The organism is Clostridioides sp. ES-S-0010-02, from assembly GCA_020641055.1.
In the GTDB taxonomy this organism is placed as follows: domain Bacteria; phylum Bacillota; class Clostridia; order Peptostreptococcales; family Peptostreptococcaceae; genus Clostridioides.
The window spans coordinates 4015704-4032906 of sequence record CP067345.1; the positions used below are offsets into that span (position 1 = coordinate 4015704).

The window sequence follows — 17203 nt, forward strand, 5'->3', positions numbered from 1 at the left end:
TATTTTTTAATAAAAGTATAATTATGTATTGAAACATAATTTATAAAATAATCTTTTACTTAATTATATGTATTATTTTATTTCATATCAAGTTAACTCTATTTAATCAAATATATTTCTTGCTGAAGTACCGTTAAATGATTAAAACTTAACTAAAAATTATAAAAATAAAAAAGAGTTATCTAAAGATAATTTCAATCATCTTAAGACAACTCTTTTCATTTTTGTATCATACAAATTTTTTAAACTTTATTTTCCTATATTTTAAGTCTATAACTCTATTAACATATTCATAAGTTTATTACTTCTTTGTACAAATGAATCTAATTCTCCTGGCTTTAATTCTTTATTAGAAAGTAAAGCTAAATCAGCTATTTGATTACATATAAGTGCTACTTTATCTTTCTTTTCTTCATCATCTTTAAGAGAAACTAATTTTTTGATAATCGGGCTGTTTTCATTTATTACAAGAGTCTTTTCTTCCTCAAAGCTCATTCCTAAATCCATTCCAGCAAATCTTGACTGCATTTCTGCCATTCTAATAGATTGTTCAGATACTAAAATCATAGCTGGAGTTTCTTCGTTTTTTAATCCCTCTACAGAATAATTTTTCACTCTTTCTCCGACAGCTTCTTTAAATAACCCTTCTATCTTAGCTATCTCTTCTTTATTTTCTTCACTATCTTTATTTTCATTTTTGTCTTTTAATACATCAGAAAGGTCTGCATCTATTCTGTTGAATTTAACACCATTTTCTTTGTATTCCATAAATGAAATAAAATGAGTATCTATTGATGAATTTAATACCACAGCATTTAGGTCATATTCCTTAAATAATTTTATATATTGTGATTGTTGCTCTTTATCACTTACATAGAATACTTTATTTTCATGTTTTTCTTTACATTTTTCTAAATAATCTTGAAGTGTTATATACTCATCATCAATAGTTTTAAATAATATACATTCTTTCACTTTTTCATAGAAGCTCTCATCTTTTAAACAACCATATTTAATGAATATTTGTATATCATCCCAAAACTTGTTGTATTCTTCCCTTTGATTTTTACAAAGAGATTTTAACTTATCTGCTACTTTTTTAATTATATGTTTAGAAATTTTACTTACATCTCTATCATTTTGTAAGAAGCTTCTTGATACATTTAGTGGTAAATCTGGGCAATCTATTACACCTTTTAATAAAAGTAAAAACTCTGGTATAACTTCTTTTATGTTGTCAGCTACAAAGACCTGATTGTTATATAATTTTACTTTTCCTTCTGTCAATTCAAATTCATTTTTTAATTTAGGGAAATAAAGTATACCCTTTAAATTGAAAGGATAATCAACATTTAGATGTATCCAAAACAAAGGTTCATCAAATACATTGAATACTTTTCTATAAAACTCTTTATACTCATCATCAGTACAATCCTTTGGAGATTTAAGCCATAAAGGATTAGTATCATTTAATGGTTCAATTACCTTTGCATCTATAACTTCTTCTTCTTTTCCATCTTCTTTTTGCTTTTTAGCTTTTTCTTCATCTTCCTTAGCTTCTCTTTCTAATCTTTCAACATCTTCTAAATATATCTCTACTGGTAGGAAAGAACAGTATTTGTTTATTATTCCTCTTACAGTAAATTCATCTAAAAATTCCTTACTATCATCATCAATAAATAGTGTTATCGTAGTTCCTCTGTCATGTCTACTATCTGATTCAGATATTTCATATTCTGTACCACCTTCAGATATCCATCTTACAGGAGTTGCTCCTTCCATATATGAAAGTGTATCTATTTGTACTTTTTTAGACACCATAAATGCAGAATAAAATCCTAACCCAAAATGACCTATTATGTCATTTGACTCTTCCATTTTATCCTTATATTTATTAAAGAAATCTTCTGCACCTGAAAAGGCAACTTGGTTTATGTATTTTTTTATTTCTTCCTCAGTCATACCTATTCCATTATCAATAAATTTAAGTGTACCCTCACCTTTATTTACAGATACAGTAATTTTATAATCTGATGGATTATTTTCTGATATTTCTCCTAATGATATAAGTCTTTTGTGTTTACTTACTGCATCACATGCATTACTGATAAGCTCCCTTATAAATATGTCCTTATCAGAATATAACCATTTTTTAATTATAGGAAAAATATTTTCTGTATGAATTGAAATACTTCCTTTTTCAAACTCCATTTTTATCCCTCCTCATTTTATAATTACTATTTTAAATTTTTTAAAATAGTATGTCAATATATTATAAATAAATTATTTTAAAATAAAATAATTTATTTTTCTTAGTTATTTTTTTATTCCTCTTTTAAAATTTCCTTTACCTTTGAGTTATTATACATACTATTAGGAACCTTATTAGCTAGTTTTTTTAATGTCAATTTAGAGTTTTTTAAATCACCTTTATTATAATACATCATACCTAAATTATAATACGATTCATCAAAATAGGCATCTTCTTCTGAGTAATTTTCTACATACATTTTATAATATTCTTCAGCAGTATTATAGTCTTTTAATTTTTCACTAAGAATAGCTACTTGATAAGTTGCCTCTGATATATTGCCTTTATTTTCACCAGTATCTACTACCTCTTTATATAATTGTATAGACGACTTGGTTTTCTTTTCCTTCTTTAAATTATTCGCTTTAGACATCAATTCATCTTCTGTAAATAAATCAGTATTTTTATCACTTTCATTGTCTACAGTATTTTTTTCAGAATTTACATCTTCTTTGTCATTACCTCTATCATTATTATTTGCATTAGAAGTCTTATCCTTATTTTCTTTATCATTTAAGCTAGAATTTAATTTTTCTTCATTTTTAACACTAGTGTTTTCAGACATCTGATTTTTTAAATTATTCATCTTATAAGAGCTATATATATTTTGTCCTATTAATAATATACCTAATATTATTGCTAAATGTAGATATTTATTTTTTTTAATATTTTTTTTCTCATTAGAAGCTAAGTTTTTCTGTTTTTCTGTTATATTATCTTTCTTAACAACATCTTTAGTTCCATCAAATTTAGAGTGTTTAATATTTTTATGTGAAAATTCACTTTCATAAATATCTACGTCTGCATTACTTTTAATTTTTTTATTATATGTATCTAATATATTATTCTCTTGGTTTAATAAATGATTTTCTTTATCAATTCTTTTTAAAACTTCTAAACATTCATCAAATTTTATGTAATCTTCTTCTTTATCATAAATCAAAGCAAGTAACTCATAAGGCTCTATTAAGTCACTATATTGCTCAGTTATAAATTTAAAACCTTGTATAGCTTCTTTGTACATTCCTTTATTTATGAATCTTATAAGCTGATTATATTTTTCAAAGAAAATTAAAAACTCCTCAGATGTAAGCATATTTATATACTTTTCACACAGAGCAGTTTTTTCGCAAAGGGAACTCTTATAGAAACTTTCTACAGCCTCATCAAAATTACATTTTAGTAGGTTTACAAGACCTATAAGATTTAAAATATCTACATCATTTGGGCTTAAATCTCTTGCTTCTTTTAAAAAGTTTAATCCACTTGATATACAATTATTATTTATATTATCGATAGATTCATTATATAGAACACATGAGTCTTTTTTATTGAGTTTTAATATATCTTTCTTTACATCATTTAAGTTTAAAATAAATACCACCTCATGCCATAAGTATTAATTGATTTTGTTTCTAAACAAGAGATTTTACCATGTCCTCTTCACTTACTATACTTGTTACTTTTACACCAAAGTTTAAGTCTACCACTACCACTTTTCCATAAGCCAGTACTTTATTGTCTATTAGTATTTCTACATCTTGGTCTGCTAAAGTATCAAGTTCAATAAGAGAACCTTTATTTAGATTTAAAATATCTCTCAAACTCATCTTAGTTCTTCCTATAACTACAGATAACTCTAACTTAAGGTCAAGTATTCTATCTATATTATTTCTATTAGTTTCAGAAATTTCTAAAGCTAATTCATCATCTCCACTAATTTCTTTTTCAATTTTATCATTCAGTAACATTTTTGCTTCTTCATCTGAAATAAGATTACTATTATCCATAACTACACCTCTTTTTTGACAGCATCATTTATTTTCACACCCTTTTTACTTGATATAAATCCTGGTGTTGCTGTGTATGATTTTGAATTTTCTACATATACATCTATATAATCATTTATCTTTTTATTTGTTACTATTACATCTCCAACTTCTAGTTTAAGTAAATCCTCAACATTAATTGATACTTTACCTATCTCTGCAATAACTGATAATTCTATATTAGATACACTATCATAGATTTTCTTAGTGAATTCCTCTGAATTATCCCCTGCATCCATATCTAAAAATTCTACTACAGAAATATTTTCCAAAACGGCCTCTAAAGCATTGTATGGGAAACAAAGTGAAACATTACCAATATGCTTATTATCATTTAGCACTTTTAAATCTACAACACATACAGGTGCAGTTGGTGAACACAATTGTGGTAAATTAATATGTGTATGTGTATCTAACACTTGTATGTTTTCAAAGCCTTCAAATAAATGCATATTTCTTACTAAATCCTCCATAAGATGTAAAAGTAATTTCTTATCAAGTTCTGTAAGTTCTCTGTTAGTATCTATTGTAACTCCATTTCCTCCAGATGTTATATCAATCCACATATCAGCTACACTTCTATCTATTCTAAAAGAAAAGTTTTTCATAATAGGTTCCATCGAATTTTGTACTACTAAACACGAAGATGTCACTTTATCTAAAAAAGTTTGATAATTTACTTGGTCTATATTCTCAACCACCATACTAGAATTACACTTAAGTTCATAAACTATATAGTTTTTATATTTTTTACAGAATTCAGCTAATAAAAAATTTAAGCAAGTTAAATTTTCTCTTGAATAACTCTGAGGTTTGCCGAAATCATAATCTTTCATATCATACATGAATATTCCTCACCTTACATAATTATTTAGCTCTTAAATTATTAGCTATTTGCCACATTTCATCAGCTGTCTTTATTCCTTTTGAATTCATTTGAAATGCTCTTTGAGTAGCTATTAAATCAACAAATTCTTCTTGTAAAGAAACATTTGACCTTTCTCTGTAGCCTTGAACTATATCAACTTTTCCAACTTGTTTGACTTCTCCTGCATCAGTTGCAACAAATAGGCTATCTCCTTCAGATATAAAATTTTGAGTTCCTGTAGGCTCATACAAATTTATCGTTCCTATTTTTTTATTATCTACAAATAAATCTCCATTTCTTGAAACGGTTAAGTTTGTATCAGTTATATTTGTATTATTGTAGTTATAACCTGCATCAAATTGGACATCTAGTATATTTCCACTATCATCTACAATCTTACCTAAAGCATCTACATTAAATCCACCATTTCTTGTATATGCATATGTCCCATCATTTCTTATGACTCTAAAGAATCCTTCTCCATCTATTGCCAAATCACTTTTACTATTTGTTGGAGCTAATGCTCCTTGTTCATAATTTCTCATAGGAGCTGAGGCTTTAGAGCCAGTTCCAGTTGATATGTCTTTACCATTTGTCGGGTAAGATGGTCTATTTAGTACTTCATCTACTAAATCAGAATATTCCATATTTAGCTTTTTATATCCTGTGGAATCAGTATTTGCTATATTATTAGATATTATATCTAGTTTACTTTGATTTGCTGATAAAGCTGTTTTACTAGTATAAAACATTGTGTACATAAAAATTCACCTCCTATTATCTATCTTACTGAACCAATCTCGCTTGCTATTTTTGCTAATTTAGAATCCATAGCTTGAATTATTTTTTGATTTGCTTCATATTCTCTTGAAATTGTCATCATATTATTGATTTCAGATACCATATCTACATTAGATGACTCTATAGCATTTTGTATTGTATATGCATTATTTGCTTTTATAGCTCCTTCTCCAGAATACAGGTTATCGCCTTCTTTTTTTAGCTTATTATAGTCATTAAAATCTACCATATTAAATTTGTACATAGCATTTCCGTCCAGTGATATTGTATTATCATTTGCTACTTCAAATTTCTTATTTCCTACATTTATATGACCCACAGCACCAGTTACAGTATTTGTTCCAAGAACATAGTATCCTTCACTAGTTATAAGGTCTCCTTGATTATCTGTCCTAAAATTACCATTTCTAGTATAAAACTGATTCCCAGCTGCATCACTAACCAAAAAGAACCCCTTACCTTGAATAGCTACATCCATTTTATTATCAGTCTGCTTTATAGGACCTTGGTTAAAATTTGTAATAGTTTCATCCATGGAAATACCTGGACTTATTTCACCTATCTCTTGCTTTTGTTTAGTTCCATTTGCGTAGTTATTGTAAGCTTCTAATTTCAATGAATCAAAACTCTTGGTTAAAAGCTGTTTACTTTTATATCCATTAGTGTCCATATTGGCTAGGTTATTGACAACAACATTTTGCTTTTGTTGATTTGTTATCATAGCCGAAACTGCTGTATATAATCCTCTTATCACATTATGACCTCCTTTTTCGTAAATTGTTTAACAAGATTATTTATTCTAAAACTTTCATCTCACTTGAATATTTCATCCCTAATGCTCTGGCCTTTTTTTCTATCTCTGCTTTGCTCATATCATTATTACTAAAAAGCATTATACATAAAGTCGATATTAATATACCAATTCCTATTCCTAAAAGTACTTTTTTATCAAATAATAATATTCTTATATTTTGTAACAACTCTTTATTAATGACAGCTCACCCTTTCCAATATGTAGCATCTTGCATATTTCCACATCATCATAACCAGAATTTATAAGATGTTTCACTTTAAGAGATAGCTCATTTTCTTGTTTTATTTCCTGTCTTGATTCTATAAAGATACTGTCTTTTTTTTCTTCATTAGTTTTTATTAAGTTATAATTTTCATAAACTTTTATATGATTATTACTTCTTATTTCAGCAAGTACTTTATCTAAAAAGAATCTTCTTTTTTCTGCAACTATCAATCTATCATTTGCCTCATATTCCTGTTCAAATATTTTGTCAAAGTACCTGTTATCTTTGTTTTTCGATTCCTTATGTAAATTTGCTATTATAGTTACTATTATCAAAATAGACACTACTATTAATATAATTTGTATCATCACATCAATCACCATCTATATAGAATATTTAAGTTCTTTTATTTTGCTTCTCAAGTTTCTTATTGATTTTCTGTGGAGTTGTGAAACTCTTGATTCTGAAACACCTAGCACTTTTCCTATTTCCTTTAGATTTAAATCTTCATAATAGTACAGTGAAAGTATTAATTTTTCCTTTTCCTTTAAATTACAAATTGCTTGAGATAAAATTTCTAGTTTTTCTTCTTCCTCTATTACATTTGCTGGAATATCTTCATCTCTGTCACTTATTGTATCTTGTACAGTTTCATTTGTATCTTCAAAGATTACATGGTTTAATGATACAATATTTAGCATGTCTATATTATTTTCGATATCATAAAGTTCCTTTTCTGAAATATTTAATTCATTCGCAATTTCATATGAAGTTGGCTCTCTTAATAACTCAGCCTGCAATTTTTCTACTACTCTATTATATTTATTTACTTTAGTTAAATTATGCTTAGAGATTGGACTTTGATTTCTAATTTCATCTAATATAGCTGATTTTATTTTTATATAAGAGTAACTAGAAAATTTTGCTCCTTTTTCAACATCAAACTTATTTATTGCATCAATCAATCCAATAACTCCACTATTTACTAAATCTTGATATTCAAAGCCTTTCCCAGGTATAAAAAATTTTCTTGCTATACTCTTTACAAGAGGCATATTCTCTTTTATTAATTCTTCTCTATTCATTAACTACGCCTCCTTAGCTTTTAAATATACTAAACATTTTTCTTAGTAGACCCTTATTCTCATCAATATCTTCTCTTGACTGACTTACCATTCTCTTTGCTATAGATATAATACACTTTGAAGCGCTACTTGTAGGATATTCCAGAATAAATGGTATCTGCTTTTTTACACATATTCCTACTTTTTTATCATCTATTATATATCCATATAACTCTAAATTAAGATTTAAAAATTTGTCTACAACCATCTTTATTCTGTTGTATGTAGATTTTGCTTCTTCTAAATTTATTACCCTGTTGATTATTATGTTTGCACTTCTCTTTATCCCAAAATTACTTATGGCCTTTAGTAAGCTATATGCATCAGTTAATGATGTTGGTTCTGGAGTTGTTATTAAGAAAAATTCAGTACTACAATATATAAATGACAATAGACTTTTACTCATACCAGCACCTGTGTCAATTATTATAAAATCGACATCATGAATCTGTTCTATGCTATGTATAAACTTATTTCTTTGAGCTTCTGTAAAATCTTCTATATGATTAAGTGCAGAACCTCCAGAAATTATATTCACACCATATTTAGTACGTGAAATTATATCTTCTATATTTTTTTCTCCATTAATTACATCAATTATCGTACCTTTTACATTTACACCCATTATTATATCTATATTTGACATTCCTATATCTGCATCTAATATAAGAACTTTTTTATTAAGCCTAGTCAAACAGATAGACAAATTTGTAGCGAGATTACTCTTTCCAACACCACCTTTCCCAGAAGCTATTGTAATTATCTTAGGTGCATTCCCATTCTCCACTATAAATTCATCAAGTCCTCTTTTTTCTATTGCCATCTTTCTCAAGATTTGAGCTTGGTCAATCATATACTTTCAACTCCTAATAGTAATCTTATAATCTTATCTTCATTAGGTTTTATAATGTCATCAGGAACACTTTGCCCTATTGTAATATACGATATTGGTTTTTGTGCATAATTCACTATGTTAAAGATGGAACCATATGTGATTGTTTCATCCAGCTTTGTAATTATTAAGCTTTTAAAGTTCACATTTCTATATGAATCTATAATTGCTTTTGTATCATTTTCTCTTGTTGTGCAATTCAAAACTAAGTGTATATTATCAGTTTCAGCTTTATCTATGAGATTTTTGATTTCTAATATTTGCATAGAATTTTTATATCCTCTACCTGTAGTATCTATTAATACAACATCACAATCTTTCATCTCATCAAGTGCCAACTCCATCTCATCAGGGCTTATTACTCCTTTAAAAGGAATATTCATTATGTCAGTATATATCTTTAACTGCTCCACAGCGCCAATTCTATAGGTATCTATAGTTATTACACCTACTTTTTTATTTTCCTCAAATACTAATTTTGCGGCTAACTTTGCTATTGTAGTTGTCTTACCTACTCCTGGTGGTCCAACTAGAGCGATTTTCCCATTTATCGTTGGATTTTCTATTTTAATCTTTTTCTTTAGACTTTCCACTAAATTTTTACTTGTATCAATTCCATTGAACTTCATCTCTTGTAAGTCAGTTCTTATGGACTCTACAATTTCTTCATTTAACTCTAGATTTAGTAGGTTCTTACATATTTTATCTATATCATTGTCATTCTTATTATCAAACCCCATATTACTTATAATTGACTTTAATTGTTCTACCTCTCGTTTCAAGTCATTTTGTTCTACATTATCTCTCTTTTCCCATCCGACAGTTAATTCGATATCTCTCTTTGAAAAAATACCTCGTATTCCAGATTTTCTTACTTCTTTTTTATCTATTAATGTAATATTGTCACCCAATTCCATTTTGGCTAGATTCATAGCATCCTGAATTGTATTAGCTGTATACTTTTTCGTCATCATATATGCTCACCACACCTTCTGCTTTGATTTTAACATCATTAGGTATTTCATTTAATGATAGTACAGTCAAATTAGGATATACAATCTCAACTAGTTTTCTAAATGGTGCTCTTATCTTTGGTGATACTACTATTACTGGTATATTATGATTGAAATATACATTACCTATTACATCTTGTATACTCTCAAATATTTTGTTTGTGTTTTCTGGGTCAACAGCTGGATAAGTTCCATTTACAGACCTTTGTAAATTATTAGATACCAATTCCTCTGTTTCTGGAGATAATGTAGCCACTACAATTGACTTATCTTCATCCACCAAATTCGTACAAATACTTCTAGCTAAAGCTATTCTCACATATTCAGTAAGAAGCTCTATGTCTTTTGTGTTTCTGGACTGGTCTGCAAGTGTTTCAAGGATTGTAACCCTATCCTTTATATTTACTTTTTCTCTCAACAGATTTTTAAGTACTTTTTGAACTTCACCAAGTGTCATTAAGTCTGGTATCAACTCATCAACTACAGCACTATAATTTTCTCTTGCTGCATCTATAATAGTCTTAACTTCTTGTCTTCCCAGTAACTCATGTGCATTGGATTTTATTATATCTAGTAAATGGGTTATAAGTATTGTGGATGAATCTACAACTGTATAACCTTTTAACTCTGCATCTTCTACCTTATCACTTTCTATCCAAAGTGCCTCTATTCCAAAAGTAGGCTCAATTGTCTTTATTCCAAATATATTAAAACCTTGATTCATAGGGTCCATACATAAAACCATATTAGGCATTATCTCATATCCACCAACTACATTACCTTTTATCTTTATGTTATATTGGTTTGGATTTAGTTGTAAATTATCTCTTATTCTTATAGGTTGTACAACTATACCCATGTCTATGGCACATTGTCTTCTTATTGATGCTATTCTCTGAAGTAAATCTCCTCCTGCTGATTCATCAGCTAAAGATATTAAGCCATATCCAATTTCTACTTCTATAGCTTCTACATTTATTAAGTTTGTTACATCTTCTACTTCGTTTTTGTCTGGATTTACCATATCAGGTTTTTCAAAATCTAAATCTTCTAAGGTATCCTTCTTTTCTCTTCCTAAGAAGTAACCTGCTGCTATTGCACCTATTCCCAGTGAAAAAAACGCTGGCTTGGGTAATCCAGGCATCATACCAAGTATAATTAAAACACAACCAGTCATCATTACTGCTTTTGGTATTGCTGTTAATTGCTTACCTACTAAGTCACCAAAGTTTTCATCAGTCGAAGCTCTTGTTACGATTATACCAGCTGATGTGGATATTAGTAGAGCTGGTATCTGGCTTACAAGTCCATCACCTATAGTAAGTCTTACATAAGTCTGAGCTGCACCCATAAGAGTCATGTTTAGCATTACAGCTCCTATTACAATTCCTCCTATTATATTTATTGCTGTTACTATAAGACCTGCTATAGCATCTCCTTTTACAAACTTATTTGCACCATCCATAGAACCATAAAAATCAGCTTCTTGTTGGAGTTCTTTTCTTCTTTTTCTAGCAGTTTTGTCATCTATAACTCCTGCATTTAAATCTGCATCTATACTCATCTGCTTCCCTGGCATGGCATCTAACGTAAATCTAGCTGTTACTTCAGATACTCTTCCAGAACCATTAGTTATAACGACAAATTGAACAATTAATATAATTAGGAATATAATTATCCCTACTACGTAATTTCCACCTACAACAAAACTTCCAAATGCCTCTATAACTTCACCTGCGTATCCTTGAGTTAAAATTAATCTAGTTGATGAAAGATTTAATCCCAATCTAAATAGTGTTGTAACAAGTAACACTGTTGGAAATATAGATAAATCAAGTACATTTGTTGTAAATAATGTCATTAATAAAATTAGCACAGATAAACTTATGTTAATTGCCAGTAAAATATCTAATATAAATGTAGGTAATGGCACTATCATCATAAGAACAATTCCTACAACACCAAAAGCCACTATTACGTCCATATGTTCTTTTAGATTAAACTTATTCATTACTTATCCTACCTTTTTGGGACTTTGTATCTATTTTTGATTTTATATACTGCTACTAAGATCTCTGCAAAAGCTTGATACATGTCCTCTGGAATTTCTTGGTCTATTTCTACTTGCTTATATAACAACCTAGCAATGGGTTTATTTTCTATTATTGGGATGTCATTTCCCTTTGCGATTTCCCTTATTTTAAAAGCTAAATAATCTGCACCTTTTGCCACTACTACTGGAGCTTGGTCCTTCCCTTTTTCATATCTCACTGCTATAGATAAGTGAGTTGGATTGGTTACTATTACAGTAGCGCTTGGTACTGCTTGCATAGTCCTTTGAGATGAGATTTGTCTTTGTTTTTGTTTTATCTTAGCTTTTATTTCTGGGTCTCCTTCTGAGTTTTTATATTCATCTTTAACTTCTTGTTTTGTCATTCTTAGTTGTTTTTTATGACTATACCTTTGATAAAAATAATCTGCAACTGCTATAACTATCATAGCTATACAAATTTTACTTAATATGGAATATACTAAGTCTTTAACTGTATACATTAAAGTTGGTAAGTATATATTCCCTAGTTTTAAGATATCTAAATAATTATCTTGAAAAAATTTATATCCTATGTAAGCTAAGACAGATATAATTGCTGTATCCTTTATTAAAGTTGATAAACTTCTCATAGAAAACATGTTTTTGAATCCACTAATTGGATTTAATTTTGATAAATTTGGTTTCAAAGTTTCCCCAGTAAATAATATTCCCACTTGAAATAGGTTAGCTACTACACCTAAGACCAAAAATGGAATAGCTATTGGCAAAAATATCTTGAAAAAATCCATTAATCCTACTATAATTAAGTTTTCTAGGTTTGAATAATTTATGTTCATATAAAAATTCACGCTTAAAAAATGATTGAGTGAAGATTTAAGTGTGTCCACTACATATGAAAATAATGTAGGGACTAACAAAGTGAATGCAAATAAGGTCATTGCAACAGGTAATTCTCTACTTTTTGCTATATTACCTTTTTTTCTTTGTTCTCCCCTTTTCTTTGGAGTAGCGTCTTCTGTTTTGTCTGTTGAACCCATAAAAAACATAGGGGCTAGTGCAAAAGTTCCCTCATACATCTTTGGTATTTGACTCAATAAATGACTTATTTGGTTGACAATTAAAGGTATTGATATGATAAATAATGCTATACCAACCAATATTTTTAATGGCATACCAACTATCATTACGTTTAGTTGAGGTACACTTCTTGATATAAGACCTAATATAAAATCTGCCATAAGCAGACAAAGTACAATAGGTATTGCTATTTTAAACCCAGTTATAAAGCACTGCACAAATATGTTTATTATATAATCTATATTATTATCTACAAATGATTTTCCTATTGGAATTAACTCAAAACTATACCTTATACCTCGAATTAAAATATGGTGACCATCCATGCTAAAAAATATCATAATTGCTGTCCAGTTCATAAGATTATCAATTAGAGTTGTTTGAGTCATTGAATTTGGGTCAAACATATTAATCATTGATAATCCCATCTGTTGGTCCATCATAGAACCTGCCATTCTGATACTGTAAAAACATAGATTCGTTATATATCCAAGAATAATCCCTGTTATAGTCTCATTTATACCATATAAAGTAAACATTACAATATTGTCTATATTTGTTACATATTCAATTTGCATAGTACTTGAAATCAATATTGATATAATGATTGCAAAGAGTGACTTAAATAAAGCAGGTGTACCAGCTGGAAATAGCATTCTCAATGTTCCAAAGAAGGCTACTATTCTAATAAATACAAAAATCATATGTATCCTACTTACTTAGTTATAAGAGACATCATATTGAATATCTCAGAAGTAAAACTAATAAGAGTATGTAACATCCAGCTTCCACCAATAGCTACTACCAAAAGAATTGCTATTAGTTTTGGTACAAATGTCAAAGTTTGCTCTTGGATTTGAGTTGTAGCTTGAAATACACTTATTAAAAGTCCAACTACAAGAGAAACAATAAGTACTGGAGCTGCAATCATAGCTCCTGTAAACATACCATTTTTAAGAACACTCATTATCATAAATTCACTCATATTATTTTTCTCCTATCCAAATCCCAATATCAATGTTTTTACTATCAAGTTCCATCCATCCACCATTACAAATAATAACAACTTAAATGGTAATGATATCATAACTGGAGGTAACATAAACATTCCCATAGACATTAAAACACTTGCTACAACAAGGTCTATTATCAAAAATGGTATGTATATTAAAAAACCTATTTGAAAAGCAGTTTTTAGTTCACTTATCGCAAAAGCTGGAACTACAACAGATAAGGGTATATTTTCACGAGTTAATTTTTTTTCTTTTAACCCTGCTTGTTCTACAAATAAATCTAAGTCAGTTTGTCTAGTTTGCTTTAGTAAAAACTCTTTAATAGGCACTTCTGCTTCTTTCATGGCTTTTTCCATAGTAATATCTTCTTTCATATATGGTTGTAATGCCTTTTCGTTTATTTCATTTAATACTGGTCTCATTATAAATATTGTCAATACTATCGCAAGCCCTACCAAAACTTGACTTGGAATTGCTTGTTGTGCTCCTAATGCTGATTTCAAAAATGATAAACTTATGACTATTCTAACAAAGCTTGTCATCATGAACATTACAAATGGCAAAAACATTAATGCCGTTAGAAATAAAAACAATTGCATTGAACTTGTATATGGTACGTCAGACAAAGGTAATTTTGATAATAGTTCCATTTACTTATCTTCCTTTTTTGTAAATTTTCCAATATATCTACTGAAATCATATTTTGCTTTGATTTTTTCCATTTTAAAATCTTGGATTTTAAAATTTCTCTCTTTAATGTCATCTTCTATTTTTGATATTTCTTCTTTGGTCAAATCTTTTATCTTATTCATACTAGCTGAAGAAGATGCAATAATACATCCTTCTTCACCTACTTTTAAAATTATTATGCTATTGTTTTTATTTATACTTACAATGTCTAGTATTTTTACATATTTGTCATTGTATTTTTTTAATAAAGTTCCCTGGCTAATTTTTAAAGATAAGACTATCAATATTAAAATTATTGGAATACATATTAATATCTTTAATAAATAAAGTATCATGTCTTACCATCCTTTTATTGTACTACTATATTTGTGAAATATATGTTTTGTATTACATTCCCACCTAAATTTGTATTTAAAGTATTTTTTATTTCATCTTTTATATTATTTAGATTTTCAGCAGAAAAATCATCTGCTCTTTTTGCCATAAGGCAATTTATAATATTATCTCTAATTAAAGGTGTATTTTTTTCTATATCTTTATATGAAGCATCATAAGATACAGTTATTGACACCTTTAAATATCTTACACCTTCATCAGCTAGCTTCAATACCATTTCTTCTAAATCAAGATTTTCTGTCTTTATTTCATCTTTAGCTTTTCCTGTTGGAATAAACAAACCTATAATCTTATCAATTTGTCCACTTCCACCTTTACCTAATATAAAAAACCCTGCTCCTGCTGAGAAAACAATCAGTATCAAAATAATTAGAATAATTTTTTTATTTTTGAACAAAACTCTTCCTCCTAGTCGATAGTTATAAGTATATTAACTCTTCTATTTTCAGCTCTTCCCTTTGCTGTATCATTTGAAACTAAAGGTTGATACTCTCCACATCCTGTTGCTGAAAACAATTTAGGGTCCATGCCCTTTTCTTCTACAAAGTATCTTACAACACTTACTGCTCTACTAGAAGATAAATCCCAATTGGACTCATGTGTACTTGATTTTACAGGTACATTATCAGTATGACCTTCTATAACTATCTTATTTTTCATCATTTTTATCATGTCATATACTTTATTTAGAGTAGCTTTACTATCAACTTTTAACTCCGAACTCCCAGAGTCAAATAATATTGAGTCATCTAACTCTAATAAAATCCCTCTACTATCATCCTTAACTGTTACACTATTTTGCAAGTTAGAATTATTAACCTTATCTTTTAAATCTTGTTCTAAATCTGACTTATCATTTTTATCCACTAAACCACTATCTATTGGAGACTTCGCACTTGTACTTGAACCTGTGTTAAACATACTTACTCCAGAAAACTGACCTTTTAATGCATCTGATATATTTTTAAATTTTTCCATATCTACAACTGATGTTGCATATAGAAGTACAAAAAATGTAAGAATTAGAGTTATTGTGTCTGCATAAGTGGCCAACCATGCATCTGGATTTATCTCATCTTTTTTTTTATTTTTTCTACGCGCCATTACTCATTGCTCTTTCTGTATTTTTATTGGATTTCATAAACTGTAATTTTTCAGTTTTTGAAAGGTATGTCGCTAAACGTTCCTCAACTACTATACTGCTTTCACCAGATTGTATGCTTATTATACCTTCCAGCATCATCTCTTTTATGTAAACTTCTTTTTCCGTTTTTTCATCTATGTTATATGCAATTGGATTTAAAGCAATATTTGCAAGTAGAGAACCATAAAATGTTGTAATTAACGCCTTTCCCATACCAGAAGCAATCAAATCTGGTGATGTAAGGTCAGATAGCATTTGTATAAGACCGATTAGAGTCCCCAACATTCCAAATGCAGGTGCGAATGTTCCCCAAGTTTTAAATATCTTTGAATATCTGTTATTTGTATCTTCAACAGAATCTATCTCTAATTCTAATATAGACCTTATTTCATTGACTTCCAGACCATCAATACATAACTCTAATCCTTTTTTCATAAATGGGTCTTGTATTTTCATTACATCACTTTCTATTGACAAAAGACCTTCTCTTCTTGCTTTTTTTGAAAGTGCTTTAAATTGATTCAATAAGTCTAATCTTGATATACTCGTTGTTTTAAATGAGTATTGTAATGCATTTTTTATAAGTTTCATGTCATCAATAGTAAATGTAATCATCAACGCTCCAAATGACCCAAATACTGTTATTAATATTGATGAAAAATCAAAGAAACTTTTTAATCCTGAACTACTTCCTTTTACTGCTCCAAATAAAACTAATACTGTAGATAATATTAGTCCAATGAATGTCAGTGAATCTGTTTTTTTCATTACTTTTCGCTCCTAATATAACCTACATTTATTTTCCTTTTATACTTTATCACTTTATCTACTATCTCATCTACAGACTCTTTTACAAGATTTTTTTCTCCTGTTGTAAGTAATATTCTACTTTCTGGAACGGAGTCAATTCTTACTATAAGGTCTGAGTTTAATATGTAGCTTCTTCCGTTTAAGTCTGTTACTCTTATCATAC

The 17203-nt window shown here is 28.6% G+C and carries 20 protein-coding genes; all 20 read right to left on the reverse strand.

What is annotated here, in order from left to right; genetic code table 11:
- Positions 1 to 270: 270 nt before the first annotated feature.
- Positions 271 to 2211 (reverse strand): molecular chaperone HtpG, encoded by a 1941-nt coding sequence (gene htpG, locus JJC01_18635; GenBank protein UDN58147.1) that lies wholly within the window; start codon positions 2209 to 2211, stop codon positions 271 to 273.
- Between the two features lie 113 nt (positions 2212 to 2324).
- Positions 2325 to 3695: a tetratricopeptide repeat protein gene (locus JJC01_18640; protein UDN58148.1), complete on the reverse strand. Its 1371-nt coding sequence runs from the start codon at positions 3693 to 3695 to the stop codon at positions 2325 to 2327.
- A 31-nt stretch (positions 3696 to 3726) separates the two neighbouring features.
- Positions 3727 to 4101, reverse strand: a complete 375-nt coding sequence (locus JJC01_18645; protein UDN58149.1) for a FliM/FliN family flagellar motor switch protein — start codon at positions 4099 to 4101, stop codon at positions 3727 to 3729.
- 2 nt (positions 4102 to 4103) lie between these two features.
- On the reverse strand, positions 4104 to 4985 hold the full coding sequence (locus tag JJC01_18650; protein UDN58150.1) for a FliM/FliN family flagellar motor switch protein: 882 nt from the start codon (positions 4983 to 4985) through the stop codon (positions 4104 to 4106).
- Positions 4986 to 5007: 22 nt separating this feature from the next.
- On the reverse strand, positions 5008 to 5769 hold the full coding sequence (flgG, locus tag JJC01_18655) for a flagellar basal body rod protein FlgG (protein ID UDN58151.1): 762 nt from the start codon (positions 5767 to 5769) through the stop codon (positions 5008 to 5010).
- 20 nt (positions 5770 to 5789) lie between these two features.
- Positions 5790 to 6563: a flagellar basal body rod protein FlgG gene (gene flgG, locus JJC01_18660; protein ID UDN58152.1), complete on the reverse strand. Its 774-nt coding sequence runs from the start codon at positions 6561 to 6563 to the stop codon at positions 5790 to 5792.
- A gap of 40 nt (positions 6564 to 6603) precedes the next feature.
- A complete protein-coding gene (locus JJC01_18665) occupies positions 6604 to 6789 on the reverse strand; it encodes a flagellar protein (protein UDN58153.1) in 186 nt (61 codons plus the stop codon).
- Entirely contained in the window at positions 6774 to 7196 is a 423-nt protein-coding gene (locus tag JJC01_18670; GenBank protein ID UDN58154.1) for a flagellar protein, read from the reverse strand. Before JJC01_18670 ends, JJC01_18665 begins: the two co-directional genes overlap by 16 nt.
- Positions 7197 to 7211: 15 nt before the next feature.
- Positions 7212 to 7913 carry a FliA/WhiG family RNA polymerase sigma factor gene (locus JJC01_18675; GenBank protein ID UDN58155.1) on the reverse strand — a complete coding sequence of 234 codons (702 nt, stop codon included), beginning with the start codon at positions 7911 to 7913 and terminating at the stop codon, positions 7212 to 7214.
- 13 nt (positions 7914 to 7926) lie between these two features.
- On the reverse strand, positions 7927 to 8805 hold the full coding sequence (locus JJC01_18680; GenBank protein UDN58156.1) for a MinD/ParA family protein: 879 nt from the start codon (positions 8803 to 8805) through the stop codon (positions 7927 to 7929).
- Positions 8802 to 9818, reverse strand: coding sequence for a flagellar biosynthesis protein FlhF (gene flhF / locus JJC01_18685; protein ID UDN58157.1), 1017 nt, complete (start codon positions 9816 to 9818; stop codon positions 8802 to 8804). Before flhF ends, JJC01_18680 begins: the two co-directional genes overlap by 4 nt.
- Positions 9793 to 11868 carry a flagellar biosynthesis protein FlhA gene (flhA, locus tag JJC01_18690; protein ID UDN58158.1) on the reverse strand — a complete coding sequence of 692 codons (2076 nt, stop codon included), beginning with the start codon at positions 11866 to 11868 and terminating at the stop codon, positions 9793 to 9795. The genes flhF and flhA overlap by 26 nt, the downstream gene beginning before the upstream one ends.
- A gap of 8 nt (positions 11869 to 11876) precedes the next feature.
- The gene (locus tag JJC01_18695) at positions 11877 to 13691 is read right to left on the reverse strand and encodes a fused FliR family export protein/FlhB family type III secretion system protein (protein ID UDN58159.1); all 1815 of its coding nucleotides are present in this window, start codon (positions 13689 to 13691) and stop codon (positions 11877 to 11879) included.
- An 11-nt stretch (positions 13692 to 13702) separates the two neighbouring features.
- Positions 13703 to 13972: a flagellar biosynthesis protein FliQ gene (gene fliQ / locus JJC01_18700; protein UDN58160.1), complete on the reverse strand. Its 270-nt coding sequence runs from the start codon at positions 13970 to 13972 to the stop codon at positions 13703 to 13705.
- Positions 13973 to 13984: 12 nt separating this feature from the next.
- A complete protein-coding gene (gene fliP / locus JJC01_18705) occupies positions 13985 to 14650 on the reverse strand; it encodes a flagellar type III secretion system pore protein FliP (protein ID UDN58161.1) in 666 nt (221 codons plus the stop codon).
- Positions 14651 to 15025 carry a FliO/MopB family protein gene (locus JJC01_18710; protein ID UDN58162.1) on the reverse strand — a complete coding sequence of 125 codons (375 nt, stop codon included), beginning with the start codon at positions 15023 to 15025 and terminating at the stop codon, positions 14651 to 14653.
- Positions 15026 to 15039: 14 nt separating this feature from the next.
- Positions 15040 to 15483, reverse strand: a complete 444-nt coding sequence (locus JJC01_18715; GenBank protein ID UDN58163.1) for a flagellar basal body-associated FliL family protein — start codon at positions 15481 to 15483, stop codon at positions 15040 to 15042.
- An 11-nt stretch (positions 15484 to 15494) separates the two neighbouring features.
- Positions 15495 to 16190 (reverse strand): OmpA family protein, encoded by a 696-nt coding sequence (locus JJC01_18720; protein ID UDN58164.1) that lies wholly within the window; start codon positions 16188 to 16190, stop codon positions 15495 to 15497.
- A complete protein-coding gene (locus JJC01_18725) occupies positions 16180 to 16998 on the reverse strand; it encodes a MotA/TolQ/ExbB proton channel family protein (GenBank protein UDN58165.1) in 819 nt (272 codons plus the stop codon). The genes JJC01_18720 and JJC01_18725 overlap by 11 nt, the downstream gene beginning before the upstream one ends.
- A complete protein-coding gene (locus JJC01_18730; protein UDN58166.1) occupies positions 16998 to 17201 on the reverse strand; it encodes a flagellar FlbD family protein in 204 nt (67 codons plus the stop codon). Before JJC01_18730 ends, JJC01_18725 begins: the two co-directional genes overlap by 1 nt.
- Positions 17202 to 17203 lie beyond the last annotated feature (2 nt).

Coding starts and splice junctions, on each gene's coding strand:
- htpG (UDN58147.1), bottom strand. CDS start 2,211: ATGGAGTTTGAAAAAGGAAGTATTTCAATTCATACAGAAAATATTTTT.
- JJC01_18645 (UDN58149.1), bottom strand. CDS start 4,101: ATGGATAATAGTAATCTTATTTCAGATGAAGAAGCAAAAATGTTACTG.
- JJC01_18650 (UDN58150.1), bottom strand. CDS start 4,985: ATGTATGATATGAAAGATTATGATTTCGGCAAACCTCAGAGTTATTCA.
- flgG (UDN58151.1), bottom strand. CDS start 5,769: ATGTACACAATGTTTTATACTAGTAAAACAGCTTTATCAGCAAATCAA.
- JJC01_18670 (UDN58154.1), bottom strand. CDS start 7,196: ATGATACAAATTATATTAATAGTAGTGTCTATTTTGATAATAGTAACT.
- JJC01_18675 (UDN58155.1), bottom strand. CDS start 7,913: ATGAATAGAGAAGAATTAATAAAAGAGAATATGCCTCTTGTAAAGAGT.
- JJC01_18680 (UDN58156.1), bottom strand. CDS start 8,805: ATGATTGACCAAGCTCAAATCTTGAGAAAGATGGCAATAGAAAAAAGA.
- flhF (UDN58157.1), bottom strand. CDS start 9,818: ATGATGACGAAAAAGTATACAGCTAATACAATTCAGGATGCTATGAAT.
- flhA (UDN58158.1), bottom strand. CDS start 11,868: ATGAATAAGTTTAATCTAAAAGAACATATGGACGTAATAGTGGCTTTT.
- JJC01_18695 (UDN58159.1), bottom strand. CDS start 13,691: ATGATTTTTGTATTTATTAGAATAGTAGCCTTCTTTGGAACATTGAGA.
- fliQ (UDN58160.1), bottom strand. CDS start 13,972: ATGAGTGAATTTATGATAATGAGTGTTCTTAAAAATGGTATGTTTACA.
- fliP (UDN58161.1), bottom strand. CDS start 14,650: ATGGAACTATTATCAAAATTACCTTTGTCTGACGTACCATATACAAGT.
- JJC01_18710 (UDN58162.1), bottom strand. CDS start 15,025: ATGATACTTTATTTATTAAAGATATTAATATGTATTCCAATAATTTTA.
- JJC01_18720 (UDN58164.1), bottom strand. CDS start 16,190: ATGGCGCGTAGAAAAAATAAAAAAAAAGATGAGATAAATCCAGATGCA.
- JJC01_18725 (UDN58165.1), bottom strand. CDS start 16,998: ATGAAAAAAACAGATTCACTGACATTCATTGGACTAATATTATCTACA.
- JJC01_18730 (UDN58166.1), bottom strand. CDS start 17,201: ATGATAAGAGTAACAGACTTAAACGGAAGAAGCTACATATTAAACTCA.